This is a genomic window from Streptomyces sp. NPDC092045 (assembly GCF_044756005.1).
Taxonomy (GTDB): Bacteria; Actinomycetota; Actinomycetes; order Streptomycetales; family Streptomycetaceae; genus Streptomyces.
This window is the reverse complement of sequence record NZ_JBIVSC010000031.1, coordinates 1-15,870: the sequence shown is the minus strand read 5'-3', so window position 1 is coordinate 15,870 and position 15,870 is coordinate 1. Positions and strand designations below refer to the sequence as shown.

Genomic DNA, 15,870 nt, shown 5'->3' with positions numbered 1-15,870 from the left:
AGCTTTGTCGGGGGTAGTAAACAGGTCTGACCTGCTTGGACGCTTCCAAAGCGTCACCCGATCGATGGACAAGTTGAAGAAGCTTCGTGATCCACTGGCGTTGGAACCTAATCGGCAGGAGAGCGCATGCCTGGAGCTGACTGGACCCTGGAAGCCGACGAGATCGTTGCCCTGCCAGTTGACGATCTCGCTTTGCGGGTTCTTAAGGATGCTCGGGACAACAACGAGTGGAACTGGCATAACTGGCTCAAGCGTGCTCGTGTCGCCTACCAGCAGAAGCCTCAGGCAGTGCTGGCACTGACAGAGGCGTGGACATGGTTGCTCAACCGAGGACTGGTTGTCTGGAATGTCCAACAGGATTCGGCAGGTGCGTTCCTCGTCAGCCGCCAAGGGCACAACGCACTCGACCGAGGGCTGCCCTGGATCAGGGCCGTGCAACGACTCGACATCGAACTTGTCCCCGTGCTCGAAGCCAAGGCCCGGCCACAGTTCCTGCGAGGAGACTTCGAGGCCGCGGCGCTGTTGGCGATGAAAGAGGTCGAAGTCCGCGTTCGAACGATGGCCAGTCTCCCGGACTCCCTCACAGGCACGGCCCTCATGCAGCAAGCGTTCAGGCCAGGGAAGGGGGACCAGGTAGCCGGCCCGCTCTCCGACACCACAGTCGATGGTGGTGAGGCTGTCGGCATGATGGAGCTGTTCAAGGGCGCCATCGGACTTTTCAAGAACCCGCCCAGCCACCGTCGGGTCGACTACACCGATCCCACCGAGGCTGCCGAGGTCCTCCTGCTGGCCGACCTGCTCATGCGGCTGCTCAACAAGATTGAGGAGTCGTGAGGCTTCATTTGGCTCAGCGCAGAGAAGCTCGTCCTGCCGGACGTCCGTCAGTGAGTGTTCCTGGGCCTTGACAGGCGCGGCAGCGGGATGTCCGAGCGTCGTGTTCTACTGGAGAGGCTTCAGGCACCCAGTAGCAACAACCCAAAACGGGTGGTGAGTTCGTGGCATTCATGTTAGAGACCGTCGCTGCCGTCGCGGCGTCAAGCGGACTGGTCGCCGGAATTTTTGCCAGGCACATCGCGTCCAGGATCGGGCGACGTGAGGCTGCTCGTAACTACCAGCGAGGGCTCATTGCCGAACTGGCCCGGGCTCTACGAGCTGGAGAAGTGCCACGGGACCTGCCTCGGCTCGGAGGACCGGGCCGGTGAACCGAAATGATGAACTTCAGGATCTTCGGGACATCTACCAGATCGCGCTTCAGCGAACAGATCTGGATGGTCCCGGCAAGGCCGCATTTCTGGAGGCATGGAACGCCAACCAGCAACGTAAGCATGAACGGGAGCAGAGGGCGGACGAGCGGAAGCAGCAGCGGTTCGAGACCGTGATGGGCTTCTTCGCGCTGATCGCCTTGCTCTCGGCCACAGTCTGGCTGGCCCAGGCCGGCCATGCCTGGATCGCAGTCGCGCTCATCCCTCCGATGGTCGTGGTGGTGGCGAAGTTCCTTGGCCGTCCTGTCACCGCGTCAGAGGCAACCTTGATCGGATCGGGAGTAAACGGCGCCTTTCGCGGTCTCCGGCAGACCATGAATGGTGCGGGACCGCAGCCTGCGCCTGCCGTCGGCTCTACGCCGACCGGCGGCCCGGGTGGTCCGCCAGTGGTCTGAAGACACGGCGAAGGCCGGGACAGAGGGGCTCCTCTGTCCCGGCCTTCGCCGTATCACATATGGCGGCGGCCGATGCCTCGTCCGCACCGCCTGGCGCCGCCTGATGTGAAACCGCCAGGAGTACCTGCGTACCCGGCGCTGAACTGCCCCGGCATACGCCGCGGCCTTGGTCAGCAGACTCATCTGCCGACCAAGGCCGCCGGTCCGCACTACCTCGCCGGGTTTTCTCTCAGGCCCACTTTTCCGGGCGTTCGATGACGTGCCCGGTCACCGGGTCGGTGATCTGGTCAGGTAGCTGGGCGCCGGCGAACTTGGCGCGGCCGATCGGGAAGGACGCCGGCATCAGCGTCTTCAGTTCGTTGGAGAACCGCTTGGGCGGAAACGCCACCATGATGTGCCTGCCCGGGGCGAGGCTCTTGGCCTTGCGGACAGCGGGGGCCAGGTCGCTGTCGGCGCTGATGATGACGGCCGAGGTCGCCGACTTCGTCGCCACGTCCGCGACGAGGGAGACGGCAATGTGGACGTCGGTCTCCTTCTCCTCGTAGTGCGTCCAGCTGCTGCCGCACTGCCGGCACATTGAGCCTTTTTCATCCTGGGATTCCGAGAGTGAAGATCCAGTACATCACCGCAGGTCAGAGCCACTTAAGAGATCCTGGCGAGCCGAGGATGAAAAAGGCTCAATGAAGACAACCCTAAAGGAACGTAGGGTATTAAGCCATCAAAGGACACCGAAAGCGTATAGGAGACCGAAGGCGGCGATGGCAGCGCCAATAACCATGAAAGCCACGTTATTGGATTTCCCCATGGCCCCGCCCTTCACCTGCCCTACTGAGGCAGAAAGCTTCGGGCCAAATACGGCCAAGAATGTCCCGAAAACCGCAAGAATGACACCTACCGCAATATTCATAACTTCTCCCTTACGTGTGGTGGGCGACGCCGGCTTCAGCATCGCCCACCACGTGCCTGAGTGACTTTACTTTCTCTTATTCCTCAGATAGAGAGATACAGCAATGATGCCGCACACGATAAATAGTCCCATTGCCAGGTAGGGTGACCAGGAAGGACCATCGGGCCGATTGTCGGTGGCCGCCATCAGCATCATTTCCGCCATCACGTTCTCGCTCCCTCTCTCACCATGTGTACTTTCCTCCGACTGAGCACTTCCCCGAACTTCCTCCGGTTCCAACCGATTCAGATCCGTCGGTAGAAACTGAGAGTGCAGCCGGGCCATAGCCGCAACTGACTTCACCGGTCCAGCCCTTATCGGCAGAGCCGGAAGCCAGGCTGGCGTCCGCGCTAAACCCGGGATTCCCGATACTGAAAGAAATGAAGGGGTGCCTACTGCCGTCCTCGTTGATGCTCACACCGCCACCAACGCATACCCAGTAGCAGCCTTCCCCCCCGATGTCGAAAGCCAGAAGCCCGCTGGGGTCGATGCGGTTGACGGGGTCGCCTTCGGCATACAGGTAGGGGTTGGTTTCCTGGCCGGAGGGGTCGGGCTGGGTGAAGCGGCCGATGTTGGCGTCGTAGTAACGGGCGCCATAGTGGTAGAGGCCGGTGGGGTCCTGGTAGCCGCCGGCGAACCGGTAGGGCTGGGCGACCGGCTCACTGGAACGCGCCAGCAGGCGCACACCGCGGGGGCTGTAGGTGTAGGTGTTGACCTTGTTGCCGTCACCGTCGGCCAGGGCGACGACGCTGCCGAGTGCGTCGGTCAGGTAGTAGTAGGACTTGCCCCCGGTCGTCATGGAGTTGAGGGTGCCCCCGGGTTCCCGGTTGAATCCCATGTCGGTGCCGGCGGTCGTCTTCGCCGACAGGCCCAGCGGCCCGTGGTGGAAGAGGGTGTCGCCGAGCTTGATGCGCTCGCTCTGGTCGGTCGAGGCGTACTGACCCGCGTACGTCTTGCCGCCCACGGTGATCGAGGTCATCTGGGAGTAGTCGGACCACTGCTCGCCGGTGCGGATGTAGTCGTCGGTGGAGGCGCCGGCGGTTTCGTTGCCGGCCTGGTCGTAGGACCAGGTGCCGGTGGTGGAGGACTTGGCGGTGAGTTGCTGGGCGTCGTTGTAGGTGTAGGTGGTGCCGCGGGGGCAGCCGGGGTCGGTGCCCTGGCTGGTGAGGTTGCCGGCCTGGTCGTAGCAGTACTGCCAGGAGTCGGCGATGGTGCCGTTCTTCTCGTCCTTGGCGTAGGAGAAGCGGCCGGCGCTGTCGTAGGTGTAGCTGGTCTTGTAGCCGCCGACCGCGTCGGTCTTGGTGCGGATCTTGCCGCCGTCCTTGGTGCCGTTGGCGTAGGAGTAGGTCAGGTCGACCAGGGTGCCCTGCGGCGAGGTCGTCTTGATCTTCTCCGGGCGGCTGGACTTGTCCGGGGTGACGCTCTGCACCGTGCCGCCGGGGTAGGTCGTCTTGGTGCGGGTGTCGTTGTTGTCGTACGCGTACTTCGTGACCCTGCCGGCGGGATCCTTCAGCTCGATGAGCTTGTTGACCTCGTTGTAGGTGTAGTCGGTGGTGCCGGCCGGGTCGGTGTAGGTGTCGACGTTGCCCGCGGGGGTGTAGGTGAGCTGGGTCTGCGAGCCGTCCTGCAGGGTGCGGACGGTTTCACGGGAGAGCGGGTCGAAGGCGTAGGAGGTGATGCCGGAGCCGTCGGTGCGCCGGACGAGGTTGCCGTCGCCGTCATAGGCGTAGACGACCGTGGTGGTGGGTGTGGAGACCTGGACGACGCGGTCGCGGGCGTCGTAGGTGTAGGTGGTCTTGATCCCGCGGCCGTCGGTGACGGTCTGGGGGCGGCCGAGGGGGTCGTAGGTGTAGGTGGTGGTGCCCAGCGGGGCGGGCGGGGTGACCTTGGTCAGGTTGCCCTTGGCGTCGTAGGTGAAGGAGGTGGACACCGATTTGGTGTCCGTCATCTTCACGGTGACCTTGCAGCGCTGGCCCTCGAAGCCGCCGCAGGTGGGGGTGGCCTTGTTGTGCTCGAAGGTCTGCTTGCCGCCGCCGGTGCCGGTGATCGCGACGGAGGTGGTGTTGCCGGCCGTGTTGTAGGTGTAGTCGGTCTTCTCGTCGTCCGCCGTCGTCATCGAACCGGGCAGGTCCGCTCCGGCGATAGTCTGGTAGCCGGTCATCGCGGCCGTCGCCCCGGTGGGCAGCTTGGCGGAGGTGGGGTTGTTGCGCCCGTCCCAGCCGTACGTCGTCACGTTCCCGCCGGTGCCACCCGTACCGGTGCCCATCGCGTCGGTCGCGGTCTGGACGTTGTGGTTGGCGTCGAACGTCCGGGAGCGGGAGTGGGTCAGGGCGTCGGTGGTCTTGGTGACCCGGCCGTCCTTGTCGTGCTCGTACTTGGTGGCGTGGTTCTCCGGGTCCGTGACCGTGGTCGTCCCAGCCGCCTGGGGGTCGGTGCTGGAGTAGATGTAGGTGTAGGTCGGGCCCGTGTGACCGGAGGCGTTGAATCCGGTGGCCCGCAGCATGGAGCGGACCCGGTTGTGGGCGTCGTAGGTGAAGACCGTCACCCGACCGTCGGGGGTAGTGATCTTCGCGATGCGGCCGTCGGCGTCGTAGGCGTAGAGCGTGGTCTTGCCGGCGGTGTCGGTGGTGCGGGAGAGGTTGTAGCCGCCGTCCAGCTCGTAGGAGGCGGTGCGACCGGTGTGGTCCTTGGCCGTCAGGTGACCGTCGTCGGTGTAGGCGAGGTCGATCCAGCGCCCGGAGCGGGTCTCGGTGAGTTTGAAGCCGCCCTCGCGGTGCTCGACGGTGATCGTGCCCTTGTTCCGGTCGGTGACCTTGGTCAGCACCCCGTTGGCGTCATAGGTGTCCTTCACCCCGGACTTGCGGTCGGTCAGCGTAAAGGTGTAGTCGGCGTTCTCCTTCAGGTCCTTCGCATAGCCCTTGGGCGTGGTGAAGGAGCCGTCGGACGCCTTGGCGAAGCGCAGGGTGGCGCCGGTGGCGTCGGTGAGGACGACCTCGTTCTCCGAGCGCCAGAAGGAGCGCTCGTACTCCTGCCACCAGCGCGGGGAGACCAGGCCGCCGGCGCCGTCGAAGGAGTTGTAGGTACGGGCCAGCCGCAGCTTCTGCCCCACACCGGCGACCTCGAAGTCCGTCGCGGCCAGCATCAGATTGCCGGTCGACAGGTTGATCCGGGCCACCAGCGAGTCGGTGATACGGAAATTGGTGATCTGGTGCCACGGAACCGCACCCTGACCCCCGGGCACGGCAACCGGCTCACCACCATCGTTCTGCGTGGTGGTCGTCGGAGCCGAACGAGCCGACAGCTTGGCGGCCGAAGGACGGACGCGGCTCTTCCGAGCCTCCTCCCAGGCCTTCTCCCCGGCCGTATCGGGAGCTTCCGCCTCGTTGGGCACCGGCCGGTTGGAGCCGACCTTGACCGGCGGCACCTCAAAGCGCGGCCCGTCCGTCTTCCCCCACACCGATACCGGACCCGAATCGGCGGCGGCCGGGTCGGCCAGGGCCGGCACCACCGACGCGGCCAGCGACAGGGCAGACACCGCGGCGACCAGGCCGTACCGGGACGACCTGCGGGCACGCCGAAGAGACGTGCCCGAAGCACGTGAACGCATGAATTCCCCCCACGGGAAACAGCCACCGCGACCCCAGCGGTCACGCGGCGTGCACACGCTGCCACGAAACCTCCACACCGACCGCCGCACTGCCCTCGAACACATGATCCACACGGTGCGGAACCAGCCAGACCGTTTCCCGCCTCCACGACTCCGCAAATCTCCCCGCACAGGGCATCTACGGACAAGGAAGATCGTTGCCGGGTGACAAGGTTTCGCATGACGAAAGAACCACACACGTAGGTTGACCTGATCACGCCGGTGCTATTGACCGGCCCGTCCGGGCGTAGTTCGCCGATACAGTCGGATTCGAGCCTCTGCCCGAGAAGGTGCTGCCAGCGCTCGTCGGTGAGACTCCGCCCGACACCAGGTGCGCACCGGATGGTGCACCGCCTTCTGCGCGGCCTGACTGCTGCTTCTCCCGGCAGCGGTTCTCCTTCCCATCGAGTCGGCCTTCTCTACCGTCCGCCTCCGCACGAAGGTCACCCGGGGCGCGAGCTCGCGGGCCGCCGCTCTCGCGATGCTGTTCAAGCTCGTGGAATCGGCCCAGGCCCGTCGGCGCGCGGTCAATGGCGCCCACCTCGTCCCGCTCGTCCGCGCCGGAGCCCGGTTCGAACGCGGCCAGCTGGTCGAGCGTCCCGAGGCGGTGGCCGCGTGAACCGTCCGGCGCACGGTGCCCTGCACCACGTCGAGATCTGGGTGCCCGACCTCGACCGCGCACCCACCTCGCTCGGCTGGCTGCTGGAGACCCTCGGCTACACCGTGTCCCAGAGCCGGGACGCCGGCCGCAGCTGGCTGCTCGGCCGACCTACCTCGTCCTCGAGCAGTCCCCGGACCTCACCGCCAACCGGCACGACCGCCGCCGCCCTGGGCTGAACCACCTGGCGTTCCATGGCGAAGACGTCGCTGCCGTGGAGGAGCTCACCGTCCAGGTGACGCAACACGGCTGGCGCCTGATGTTCCCCGATCGGCACCCGCACTCGTATAGGGCGCGGCCGCCGGGCCATCGGCCGAGCTCGGTGGCCAGGGCGGCGCCGTCGTCGACCTCCTCGGTGCGCCAGCCCTGGATGTCTAGCAGGAGACCGTCCAGCGGGCCGCCGACGAGTTCGGCTGAGATCCGCGGCCTGGGTCGGGGTCGTCGCGGCCGTAGCCGTAGGCCCGGCCGCACAACAGCGGCACGTCACCGTTCATACCGGCCAGCCTTCCAGCCGCCACCGACAACAGGGCGCGGGCACCCGGCCCGGCCCCAGCGAAGCACTGCTCCTCTTTCCCACGGCTGTCACGTGGGAAAGAGGTGTCCGTACGCGCGGGCGGCTTGCCCACGCGGGGTGCCCTGTGGAAACGGGGGGGTGTCCGTTTTGCCGGGCTCCCACCTGCGGTCACACCTCCGGCCTCCCGCCCCATGCGCCTTCCCGGGCAACGGTTCAGCCTCCCTCCGGTACAACCCTCCGTCTCATCCGCTCAGGGTGGGCAAGCCCCGCTCGAAGGATGACGTGCCGATGCCACCCCGGGCACCGGCCACAGCACCCCGGGGTGGCTTCCCGCAGTGTGCCGTGGCGGATCGGTTCAGCGGGTTGCGGCCTCGTCGACGTGGCGGTCGCGCCGCCACTGGTGGCGGTCGTCGCCCGGCCGGGGCCGGGGACGGGACTGCGAGCGGGGCGGAAGGCCGCTGGGACGCAGGGAGCGGTCGGCTGTGGTCAGCCGGTCACGGACCTGGTGGGCGAAGTTCGGTCCCGGCAGCGGGATCTCGCTGTCCGGTTCACGAAGGTAGCCGCTGGCCACGGCGACGGGCATATAGGCCATCAACTCCAGGACGACGGAGGAGCGCTGGCGGGTGACGTGCCGGGCCAGCTGCCTCAGGACGCGCAGCAGGGTGGTGGTCGAGGCGCCGTCGCCGTCCTGCAGAACCGCGGGGAAGTCGGGGTCGTCGGCGCAGCGGACCTCGGTGCGCGCCGCAGGGGCGCGCGGGGCGGGTTTGCGGGTGCCGGCCTCGTTGGTCTGGGTGTGCCACCAGCTGGCGACGTGGGTCTCGCCGAGGGCGAGGTGGTGGAGGTAGAGGCAGTAGGCGGCGGCGGGTTGTCCGGCGCCAGCGGCGTACTGCCACCAGAAGCGGGCGCCGTCGTCGGTGTCGGTGAGCTGGAGCACGCAGGCCAGGACCAGGGCGGCGCGGGGTGCGGGGATCTGGTCGGTGACGAACTCGCCGACGGCGATGGCCGGGGTGTGGCGCACCACGGTCTCGCACAGCGCGCGCAGGTCCTCGGCCGCCGACCCGGTCGTCTGCCTCGGAGTGATCGCCCCTCGCCGGTTGGTGTCGCGGTCGGGGACGGTGTCACACGGAATGGTGCGGTCGGAGACGAGCAGCGCCCGGGAGAGGACGGTGTCCAGTGTGGTCATGGGGTGGGTCCTTCGGTCAGGTGCAGCTCGGTGGTCTCGGTGAGGAAGCGCTGGGCGTGGCGTTCGTCGGACCGTACGGCGGCGATCGGTACTCCGAGGAGGTCGGAGGTCTCCCGGATGCAGAAGCCGCACAGGTGTCGCAGCACCATGACGTCCATGTGGTTGTCGGGCAGCCGGCTGATCGCGGTGAACAGCTCGATGCTCTCGGCCAGCTGTGCCGTCTGCGCCTCGGGGTCGGTCTCCTCGAGGAGGGCGAGGGTGTCGAAGGCGGCCTGCGCGAGCAGCGGGCGGTCGTCGCGGTGGGCGGCGCGGGCCCTGACCGTGGCGCGCAGGAGGTTCCAGGCGTAGCGGCGGATGTCGGGGCTGGCGAGGGCCTCGTCGAAGCTGAGCCAGAGGATCGCGAAGGTGTCCTCCACCGCCTGGTGGCGGGCGTCGCCGGTGAGGAAGACGCCGGCGTAGCGGACGTAGCCGTCTTCGACAGTGGTGCGCAGGGCGCCGTGGGCCAGGGGCGGTCGGCCGGAGCCGGCGGTGGTGATGGCGGGTCCGCCTTCGCCGGAGCGGTCGATCCAGTCGCTGTTCTTGCCCACGTCCAAAGCGGCCTGCTGCCACAGCCGGTACAGCGGCCAGCTGGGGATGTTAAGAACGGCGGCGACGCGGTGCATGACCTCCCAGCGCGGGTAGTGGCCCACCCCGCGCAGGAGCTCGGAGAGCTTCGACTTGGCCAGGACAACGTGGAGGCTGAGTTCGGCCAGGGTGTAGCCGCTGGCGAGGTAGCGGTCGCGGGTCGGCTCCAGCCACGCGGTGTGGGTGGAACCGACGGTGGGGGCGATGGGTCCGAGCTTGCGGCCGGGACGGACCGGGGCCGGCCCGGAGGCCGGTCCCGGTGCGGGGAGCATCGTCACAGGGTGCCGTCCTCGTCGTCAGGCACCGCCGCCACCCGGCGTCCGGAGGCCGGCGTGGTCCGGGCGCGATAGCCGCCCAGGACCTGGGTGACGGTCAGTCCGAGGACCGGGGCCAGTCCGGCGATCAGGGCCGCGTGGCCCATCGCCGCCATCACCAGGCTCCATGCCAGTACCACCACGAGCGCCAGCACCATCGCCGCCGCTATCTGTTTCCTGCTCATCACCCATCCTCGGTATCGGGAGTCGGTCAGGCGCAGCCATCCGGAAGAGCCACCACGCCATGAAGGAATCTCCGTCAACGAGCGGGTGCCGTGCCGCCGCTGACGGATCCTCAGCATGGACCCGCTCCCACCGGTTACGCGACGTGATCATGGAATTACGGAACATTAGAAATCGCGGACGGTCAGCCACGGGCACGGAACGAACCACTCCGGCGCACGTCCAGCACACCGGGCACGTCCTGCGGGTGAAGTTCCCGGTTTTCCTTGCAAACCGGTCCCATACGTCGTCCCATGGGGGAGGACACCTCGGTGTCGGTCCTTCCATCCGGAAGAACGGCGTGCCCCCGTGCCGAAACAAAGGGGGATCGCGCCACCTGCTCTGCCCGGCCTGTCCTATAGGCCGGGCGGAGCAGCGCCCCTCACACGGAGGGGAAGACGAACGTAGCGCAGCCCGCTGACACCGCCTCGCCCGTCGACGTCGCCGCTGCCCCCGCGGGCCCACCCCCGGCCGGTGCCGGGGCGCGGCCAGCACGCAGCCGTTACCGGGGCCCCAGGACCGTCGACTACCGGCGGCGGCCGATGCCGAACCGGCGGGGCTTCACCACCGGCGCTTCGACCGCCGCGCGTTCGGCTGCCTCTGCCTGGCGGCGCGCGGCGCGCTCCACCTCCGCGCGGTCGGCCGCCTCCGTGGCGCACGGCCCGCACAGCCGGTCCCGTTCACAGGGCCACGAGGACCGCGCGGTCTCCTGCCAGCGGCCATCGGTGAACCTGTTACCGCACCGCGTGCGCACCGGCCGTTGCGCCTCCCGGTGCGCGGCCTCGCACTCCGCTTGCCGCCGGCGGGCCGCCCGGAGCTCCGTCCGGTACAGCCGCTCGCCGTCCGGGTTGTCCAGGGCCTCGCTCAGCGTCTACCACTCCTTCCGCCCGAGCCTGCGCCACACCTTCCCGGCGGCCCCGGCCGGGTCGGCGGTAATCCGCTCCAGCTCGGTGACGACTACGGGCACCGCCTGGTGGTAGTCGACAGCCGTGAACCCGGCCCACGGGTACGGGGCGCCGGCGAAGTAGCGGCGGGCGGCCTGCTCCAGGCGCCGCATCCGGCTCTCGCGCTGCTCGGCAGTCTTCCCCGTGAACACGAACGCCACCGACACGTAGCCCTCGCAGCTGGTCGCCGGGTAGATCCGCGACCACAACCGGAAGTCGTGCACCGCCGCGCCCTGCCGCCGGACTGCCTTCTCCCTATCCGCGTCGGCCTTCGGTGTCAGGAGCCCGAGCCAGTTGTGGTAGCGGCGCTGTGACAGACCCCTTCGAAGTGAACGAGGGCATCCGGCGAAGACGCCGTGACACGATGTCGACGTTTCACCGCACGGATGGATGCAGTGAACTCAAGCGGAATATAGGGAAGATGAAGATATTTCGGCGACGCGGAGCCTCTCAGGGCCGGGATCGTACCGAGCCGGCGATCCAGGAGTACCGGGCGGCCTACGAACGGGGGTTCGCCGCCGAGCAGAGCCAGGAGCCGGCACAGGCGCTGGCCGAGTTCACGCGGGCGCAGCACGCCCTGGACCGTTTGGATGCCGCCTCCCCGGACCTGCCTGAGGTTCCCCAGGCCAGAGCGGGACTGTTCTACGCCATGGGACGGGCCAGGACTGACGTCGGAGACGTGACCGGCGCAGTCGCAGTCCTGGACCGGGCCGAGGAGCTGTACCGGCGGATGGAGTCGGAGCAGCTCGCCACCCGGAAGGAGGGTGAGCAGCGGGGTGACCGGCAGGAGATGGGTCCCGTTCCCGCAGTCTTGCTGACAGCCGACGTCCGGCTACGAAGGGCCCGGGCTTATGCCGAGTGGGACCGTCCCTTCAGCGCTCTCAGCGATCTGGACATGTCGATCGGTGGGTACATGCGGGCGGGGGCCTTCACGCCCCTCTCGGACCGCTCCGGGGACGCGGCTCGGGTCCTCGCGGTCGGGGCGGGGATCCAACTGCGGGTGGGGGACCACGAACTGGCTCTGGAATGCGGTCAGGAGTCCCTTGCCCGATATAAGGAGATGGGCCGGATCGGCCCTGAGGCGATCCCGTACGCGATCGGTTTCGCCGCCCCGGTTGTCTCCATGCTGGAGGCGGCGCGTGGGCAGTGGGACGCGGCGCTGGCCGTGGACGGCGTGATTCTGGAGGCCGCAGAACTCGGTCGGGTCGGGAGTTCCGGGGCTCATGCCCGGATCGGTATCCACCTGAGAGAGGCCGGGCGGGACGCGGAGGCTGCCGGGCATCTGGCCATGGCCGCCCGCGGGTCGCATGATCGGATCGCGGAGATGGAGCGGGAGTTCGGATCGGTGCTTGCGCCGAGTCTGCGGGAGGCACTGCTGGAAGCGGAGCGGACGGAGTCTACGAGGCTCGCGGGCGGCGTGCGGGCCGACGCCCTGGATCCGCTGGAGATCCGGACGCTGCGACTTTCCCTCTGCGGCGGGGACGGGCCCAGGTTCTCGGCCACCGGCCGGATGAACGTGGTCGACGCTGTGCCTCGTCAGGTCATTTCGCTCGCCCGGATCGGCCACCGGCTGATCGCGTCCGACCGCCTTCCCGCAGCACTGCGCGTACTCTGGGAGGCACTGCTCCTCTGCGATGCCGCCCGCCGCTGGACCGCCTTGAACACCGGTGACTCCACCGTGACCGTGGCGCTGCGCAAGGCCGAGGAGAGCGCCTCGGTCGGAGCGGCCGTTCTCGTCGACGTACTAAAACGAGCCGGGGATCCTATGAGCGACGCGCTCACCGCCGACCTGAGGAACGCCAGGGAACGCCTGGGCCTGTCGGCACACTGAGCATTTTCAGCGTTGACGCTCCAGGGTGAGGACGGCTGCGGCGATGGCGGTCATGCGGTTGGGGCTGCAGCGGGTCCGGCGGAAGATGCGCCAGGACTTGAGTCGCGCGACGCTTCGTTCGACGGGTGCGCGCGCCGCTGACAGGGCCCGGTTGACCGTTCGCCGGGTCGTGGTGAGGTCCCGGTTCGGGAGCCGTCTGAATGGTGTGGTCACCCAGGGGCCGGCCCCGATGTAGGCACGGTCGACGAGGACGGGGGCACCCCGGCGTTCACAGATCTCGCATCAGCCCCAACTGCATGACCGTCATCGCCACAGCCGTCCTTATCCTGAAGTGACAGCGCTGAAAACGCTTACTGGGCGCCGACGTGGACGACTCCGTCTCCTGCTCAGCGTCGACCGGCAGGCTCAGGCGCCGGCGGGCCCTGGCCGTCGCGGCCAGAGCCTCGCGGACGTCTGGGTGTCAATGGCGATCAGGGCGTCGTCAGCGGCCGCCGCACTCCAGCCCGAGCCAGCCACCGCGTCCGCAAGTTCGCACGCCGCCTCCGCCCGCCGGTCCACTTGCTCCTGGATGCCGGTCGGGATTGCCGGTCAGCACATGACGGAGTCGATCCGGGTGGAGTTGTATGAGCAGGTGTCGACCCGGGTGCCGTTGGACCGCTTCAGGGTGGCGGTATCGCGGTCGTTGTTCCACACGTAGGCGGCGCGCTGCTGGTAGAGGTTGGCGGCGGTGTTGGTGCCCTTGCCGGTGCGGATGGTCACCGTCTTGCCTTTACCGAGGGTGAAGTTGCCGAAGGTGTACTTGTGGTTCGAGGCGTCGGTGAGCGTCCATCCGCGCAGGTTGACCGCGGCGGTGGTGGTGTTGCGGACGATGACGTACTCCCCGTTCAGGCTCGCGTTCGTCCGGCTGTCGGTGCCCGGGCTGTCGTAGTAGATCTTGTAGAGGTGGACCGAGCCGGCCGCCTGGGCGGGTGCGGGCAGGACGAGCAGGCCGGCGAACGCCGCCGTGGTGACGGCGGCAGCGGTACGGGTACGGAGCATGGATGTCCCTTGGTACAGGTGATGGGAGAACCGGGCCCTCCCCACTTCGCGGCCCGGCAGTCGATCACCGTACAGAGCGCTGGCCCCTGCAGCGCACCGAGTTACCAAATCAGAACAAAACGAATTTTCGTGCGAACACCGGCATCGACCGGCAGCAGTACAGCAGGATCGTTTCCCCGGTGAACCTCGCCCCCTGTGCGGTTGAGTGCTGGGCGAAACGGCTCCACCAGGGCGACGCCGAACAGACCTGTGCCACCAGCGGCCGCGTCTTCAAAACCATGGAGAGCATGCCGCGGCCCGAGAGAGTCCGGATGCTCCTGGGTGACTTCCAGCGCAACCTGGTCGCCACAGGATTCAGTCGTCGTACGAGGCGTGGGGCTACCGGTGAGTCGGCAACCGACAGCCGTTCCCCGACTCACCAAACTTCGACGCGATGCTCGGCGGCCTGTCCAGCACCCGGACCACGTAGAACGAAGGCGACCATCCGGCTGCTCGTCGTTGTGTCGACCCGACGGTAGGGGCGCGCGGAGCGGCGTGCGCTACACCTGCCTGTGGAATATGTCGCGATCCGGCTGCGGAGAGCTGGGGCCGGGTCGCATCGTGGTTCCGGGAAGCTTCGGGCGCCGTGTCCAGGGCGCCGGTGTCGAAGCGGAAGGCGGGCCGTGGTGTACGGAGTGCGGGACGGGTGGCGGCGGGACGGGTTCGAGTCGCACGAGGGCATGGTGGGGGTGCTGCTGGCCGATGGCAGTGAGCCGAAGCCGGTCCTTTTCGATCTGGGCAGTGGCAGCAACTTCCACGAGTCGAGCGACTGGTGGCTCTACGACGGCACCTTCCGCCGGCCCACCGCCGTGTCCATGCGGGGCCGGTGCGCCTGCGGCTGGCGTGGCACGAAGACCTACGTCATCGACTGGGAGAAGGTCCGTGAAGACGACGGCCCCGACACCTACGGCACCTCGGGCCCGTACGAGGAGTGGGAGGCGCACCTCGACGACATCGCCGGGCGCGCGGTGTCCCTGCCCGAGGACCTGGCGGAGCTACTGGGGCAGGTACGCGAGCGGCTGGACCGGCTCTGGTGGGAGGAGGACAGGGCACGCGCGTACGCGACCATGCTGAGGGCCTGCGACCATCTGGAGACGATTGTCGCCGAGACTGGCCCCGAGGCCGCCCGGGCCCTGGACCGCGAACACGACGAGGGCGGAGCCATGCCCGCGGTCGCCGAGGCCCTGGGCATGACCGAGAAGACCGCCCGCGCCCGCCTCCTGCACTACGAACACCTCACCTGGCGCTGACCAGCCGGTGGAGTGACCTCGTACCGCCTCGTCCTCGCGGGTGAACCCGCGAGGATGAGGCGGAGCGTTTCTCCGCCGAACCTCAGCGCCCCGCGCGGTCCATGAGCGTCCCGTTCCCGGCGTGTCCATGAGCCCGGGTCCGCTATGCCTACGTGCGTGATCACCAACCTGCTGCGCGGCGCTGCCGCGTTCTGCCTCGCCCTGACCCCGCTCGCCCTCCCCTCCCCCACTGCCATGGCCACGACCGAGGCCGCGGTGGTGGTGCCGGTTTCGGCGGTGCCACCGCTGGAGGACGCCGTCGGCCAGCTGCCCGTCGCCGAAGAGGACCGCACCGGCTACACCCGTGACTCCTTCCGGCACTGGAACACCGGCCTGGACCCGGCCGACGGCTGCAACACCCGCAACGAAGTCCTCCTCGCCGAAGCCCTCCAGGAGCCAACCGTGGCGGCCGGCTGCAAACTGACCGGCGGAAGCTGGCTCTCCTACTACGACAACGTCGAAGTGAGCGAGGCGGGCAAGCTCGACATCGACCACATGGTCCCCCTCGCCGAGGCCTGGGACTCCGGCGCAAGCACCTGGGACGCCAGGCGCCGCGAGGCCTATGCCAACGACCAGGGCGCCGCCGCCTCGCTCGTCGCCGTCACCGCACGCACCAACCGCTCCAAGGCCGACCAGGACCCCGCCACCTGGATGCCGCCCCTACCCGACGCCCACTGCCGCTACATCGGCGAATGGACCGCCACCAAACTGCGCTGGAACCTCACGGTCGACCAGACCGAAGCCGAGGCACTGAAGACGTACGCCGAAGCCTGCGAGACCACCACCGTCCACTACAACCCCGCACCGTAGGCCAGCGGCAGGAAGGCGCCGTGGGGGGGGGCCGGGGGGGCCCCCCCCCCCGGCCCCCGCGCCCCCCGCCCCGGCCGAACAGGCCGCGCGGCCCCCGCCCCCGGAGGGGGGGCGGCGAAGATATGACCCGCGCGGGGCGCCCGAGGAACCCCACC

General features: G+C 68.2%; 13 protein-coding genes and 4 pseudogenes. 7 read left to right on the top strand and 10 right to left on the bottom strand.

The annotated features are described in order from the left end of the window. Positions 1 to 126 precede the first annotated feature (126 nt). Together ACIQKA_RS33505 and ACIQKA_RS33500 are read left to right on the top strand one after the other, a co-directional pair. Positions 127 to 834, top strand: coding sequence for a TIGR02391 family protein (locus ACIQKA_RS33505; protein ID WP_402543227.1), 708 nt, complete (start codon positions 127 to 129; stop codon positions 832 to 834). A gap of 364 nt (positions 835 to 1,198) precedes the next feature. Then, positions 1,199 to 1,657, top strand: coding sequence for a hypothetical protein (locus ACIQKA_RS33500; protein WP_402543226.1), 459 nt, complete (start codon positions 1,199 to 1,201; stop codon positions 1,655 to 1,657). Positions 1,658 to 1,886: 229 nt separating this feature from the next. On the opposite strand, the gene ACIQKA_RS33495 is transcribed toward ACIQKA_RS33500, so the two are convergent. The 3 genes from ACIQKA_RS33495 to ACIQKA_RS33485 all read right to left on the bottom strand — a co-directional run bounded on the left by ACIQKA_RS33495 (position 1,887) and on the right by ACIQKA_RS33485 (position 6,210). Further along, positions 1,887 to 2,234: an NYN domain-containing protein gene (locus ACIQKA_RS33495; RefSeq protein WP_402543225.1), complete on the bottom strand. Its 348-nt coding sequence runs from the start codon at positions 2,232 to 2,234 to the stop codon at positions 1,887 to 1,889. 141 nt (positions 2,235 to 2,375) lie between these two features. Then, positions 2,376 to 2,564 carry a hypothetical protein gene (locus ACIQKA_RS33490; RefSeq protein WP_402543224.1) on the bottom strand — a complete coding sequence of 63 codons (189 nt, stop codon included), beginning with the start codon at positions 2,562 to 2,564 and terminating at the stop codon, positions 2,376 to 2,378. 223 nt (positions 2,565 to 2,787) lie between these two features. Continuing rightward, on the bottom strand, positions 2,788 to 6,210 hold the full coding sequence (locus tag ACIQKA_RS33485) for an RHS repeat-associated core domain-containing protein (RefSeq protein ID WP_402543223.1): 3,423 nt from the start codon (positions 6,208 to 6,210) through the stop codon (positions 2,788 to 2,790). A 439-nt stretch (positions 6,211 to 6,649) separates the two neighbouring features. On the opposite strand from ACIQKA_RS33485, the pseudogene ACIQKA_RS33480 reads away from it, so the two are divergent. Together ACIQKA_RS33480 and ACIQKA_RS33475 are read left to right on the top strand one after the other, a co-directional pair. Beyond that, positions 6,650 to 6,868, top strand: a pseudogene (locus ACIQKA_RS33480) (IS256 family transposase); the annotation flags it as partial. Then, positions 6,865 to 7,193: pseudogene (locus tag ACIQKA_RS33475) on the top strand (VOC family protein); the annotation flags it as partial. The pseudogenes ACIQKA_RS33480 and ACIQKA_RS33475, both read left to right, overlap by 4 nt. On the opposite strand, the pseudogene ACIQKA_RS33470 reads toward ACIQKA_RS33475, so the two are convergent. The 5 genes and pseudogenes from ACIQKA_RS33470 to ACIQKA_RS33450 form a co-directional block, all read right to left on the bottom strand. Then, positions 7,190 to 7,401, bottom strand: a pseudogene (locus tag ACIQKA_RS33470) (hypothetical protein); the annotation flags it as partial. The pseudogenes ACIQKA_RS33475 and ACIQKA_RS33470 overlap by 4 nt on opposite strands. A 375-nt stretch (positions 7,402 to 7,776) precedes the next feature. Further along, a complete protein-coding gene (locus tag ACIQKA_RS33465; protein WP_402543222.1) occupies positions 7,777 to 8,604 on the bottom strand; it encodes a hypothetical protein in 828 nt (275 codons plus the stop codon). After that, on the bottom strand, positions 8,601 to 9,500 hold the full coding sequence (locus ACIQKA_RS33460) for a sigma-70 family RNA polymerase sigma factor (RefSeq protein ID WP_402543221.1): 900 nt from the start codon (positions 9,498 to 9,500) through the stop codon (positions 8,601 to 8,603). Before ACIQKA_RS33460 ends, ACIQKA_RS33465 begins: the two co-directional genes overlap by 4 nt. Positions 9,501 to 9,502: 2 nt before the next feature. Then, the gene (locus tag ACIQKA_RS33455) at positions 9,503 to 9,727 is read right to left on the bottom strand and encodes a hypothetical protein (protein ID WP_402543220.1); all 225 of its coding nucleotides are present in this window, start codon (positions 9,725 to 9,727) and stop codon (positions 9,503 to 9,505) included. A gap of 908 nt (positions 9,728 to 10,635) precedes the next feature. Beyond that, entirely contained in the window at positions 10,636 to 10,932 is a 297-nt protein-coding gene (locus tag ACIQKA_RS33450; protein WP_402543219.1) for a hypothetical protein, read from the bottom strand. A gap of 86 nt (positions 10,933 to 11,018) precedes the next feature. On the opposite strand from ACIQKA_RS33450, the gene ACIQKA_RS33445 reads away from it, so the two are divergent. Beyond that, a complete protein-coding gene (locus tag ACIQKA_RS33445) occupies positions 11,019 to 12,539 on the top strand; it encodes a hypothetical protein (protein WP_402543218.1) in 1,521 nt (506 codons plus the stop codon). 6 nt (positions 12,540 to 12,545) lie between these two features. Here ACIQKA_RS33445 and ACIQKA_RS33440 read toward each other — a convergent pair. Next, a pseudogene (locus ACIQKA_RS33440) lies at positions 12,546 to 12,815 on the bottom strand (transposase family protein); the annotation flags it as partial. 312 nt (positions 12,816 to 13,127) lie between these two features. After that, a complete protein-coding gene (locus tag ACIQKA_RS33435; RefSeq protein WP_402543217.1) occupies positions 13,128 to 13,577 on the bottom strand; it encodes a lamin tail domain-containing protein in 450 nt (149 codons plus the stop codon). 662 nt (positions 13,578 to 14,239) lie between these two features. Between ACIQKA_RS33435 and ACIQKA_RS33430 the strand changes: the two genes are divergently transcribed. Both ACIQKA_RS33430 and ACIQKA_RS33425 read left to right on the top strand, forming a co-directional pair. Continuing rightward, positions 14,240 to 14,866 (top strand): hypothetical protein, encoded by a 627-nt coding sequence (locus ACIQKA_RS33430; RefSeq protein WP_402543216.1) that lies wholly within the window; start codon positions 14,240 to 14,242, stop codon positions 14,864 to 14,866. A gap of 156 nt (positions 14,867 to 15,022) precedes the next feature. Further along, the gene (locus ACIQKA_RS33425) at positions 15,023 to 15,715 is read left to right on the top strand and encodes an HNH endonuclease family protein (protein WP_402543215.1); all 693 of its coding nucleotides are present in this window, start codon (positions 15,023 to 15,025) and stop codon (positions 15,713 to 15,715) included. Positions 15,716 to 15,870: the final 155 nt, after the last annotated feature.

Bases quoted from the DNA above. Each gene is read 5' to 3' on its own strand.
- ACIQKA_RS33505 (WP_402543227.1), top strand. From the start codon at position 127: ATGCCTGGAGCTGACTGGACCCTGGAAGCCGACGAGATCGTTGCCCTG.
- ACIQKA_RS33495 (WP_402543225.1), bottom strand. From the start codon at position 2,234: ATGTGCCGGCAGTGCGGCAGCAGCTGGACGCACTACGAGGAGAAGGAG.
- ACIQKA_RS33490 (WP_402543224.1), bottom strand. From the start codon at position 2,564: ATGAATATTGCGGTAGGTGTCATTCTTGCGGTTTTCGGGACATTCTTG.
- ACIQKA_RS33485 (WP_402543223.1), bottom strand. From the start codon at position 6,210: ATGCGTTCACGTGCTTCGGGCACGTCTCTTCGGCGTGCCCGCAGGTCG.
- ACIQKA_RS33465 (WP_402543222.1), bottom strand. From the start codon at position 8,604: ATGACCACACTGGACACCGTCCTCTCCCGGGCGCTGCTCGTCTCCGAC.
- ACIQKA_RS33460 (WP_402543221.1), bottom strand. From the start codon at position 9,500: ATGCTCCCCGCACCGGGACCGGCCTCCGGGCCGGCCCCGGTCCGTCCC.
- ACIQKA_RS33455 (WP_402543220.1), bottom strand. From the start codon at position 9,727: ATGAGCAGGAAACAGATAGCGGCGGCGATGGTGCTGGCGCTCGTGGTG.
- ACIQKA_RS33435 (WP_402543217.1), bottom strand. From the start codon at position 13,577: ATGCTCCGTACCCGTACCGCTGCCGCCGTCACCACGGCGGCGTTCGCC.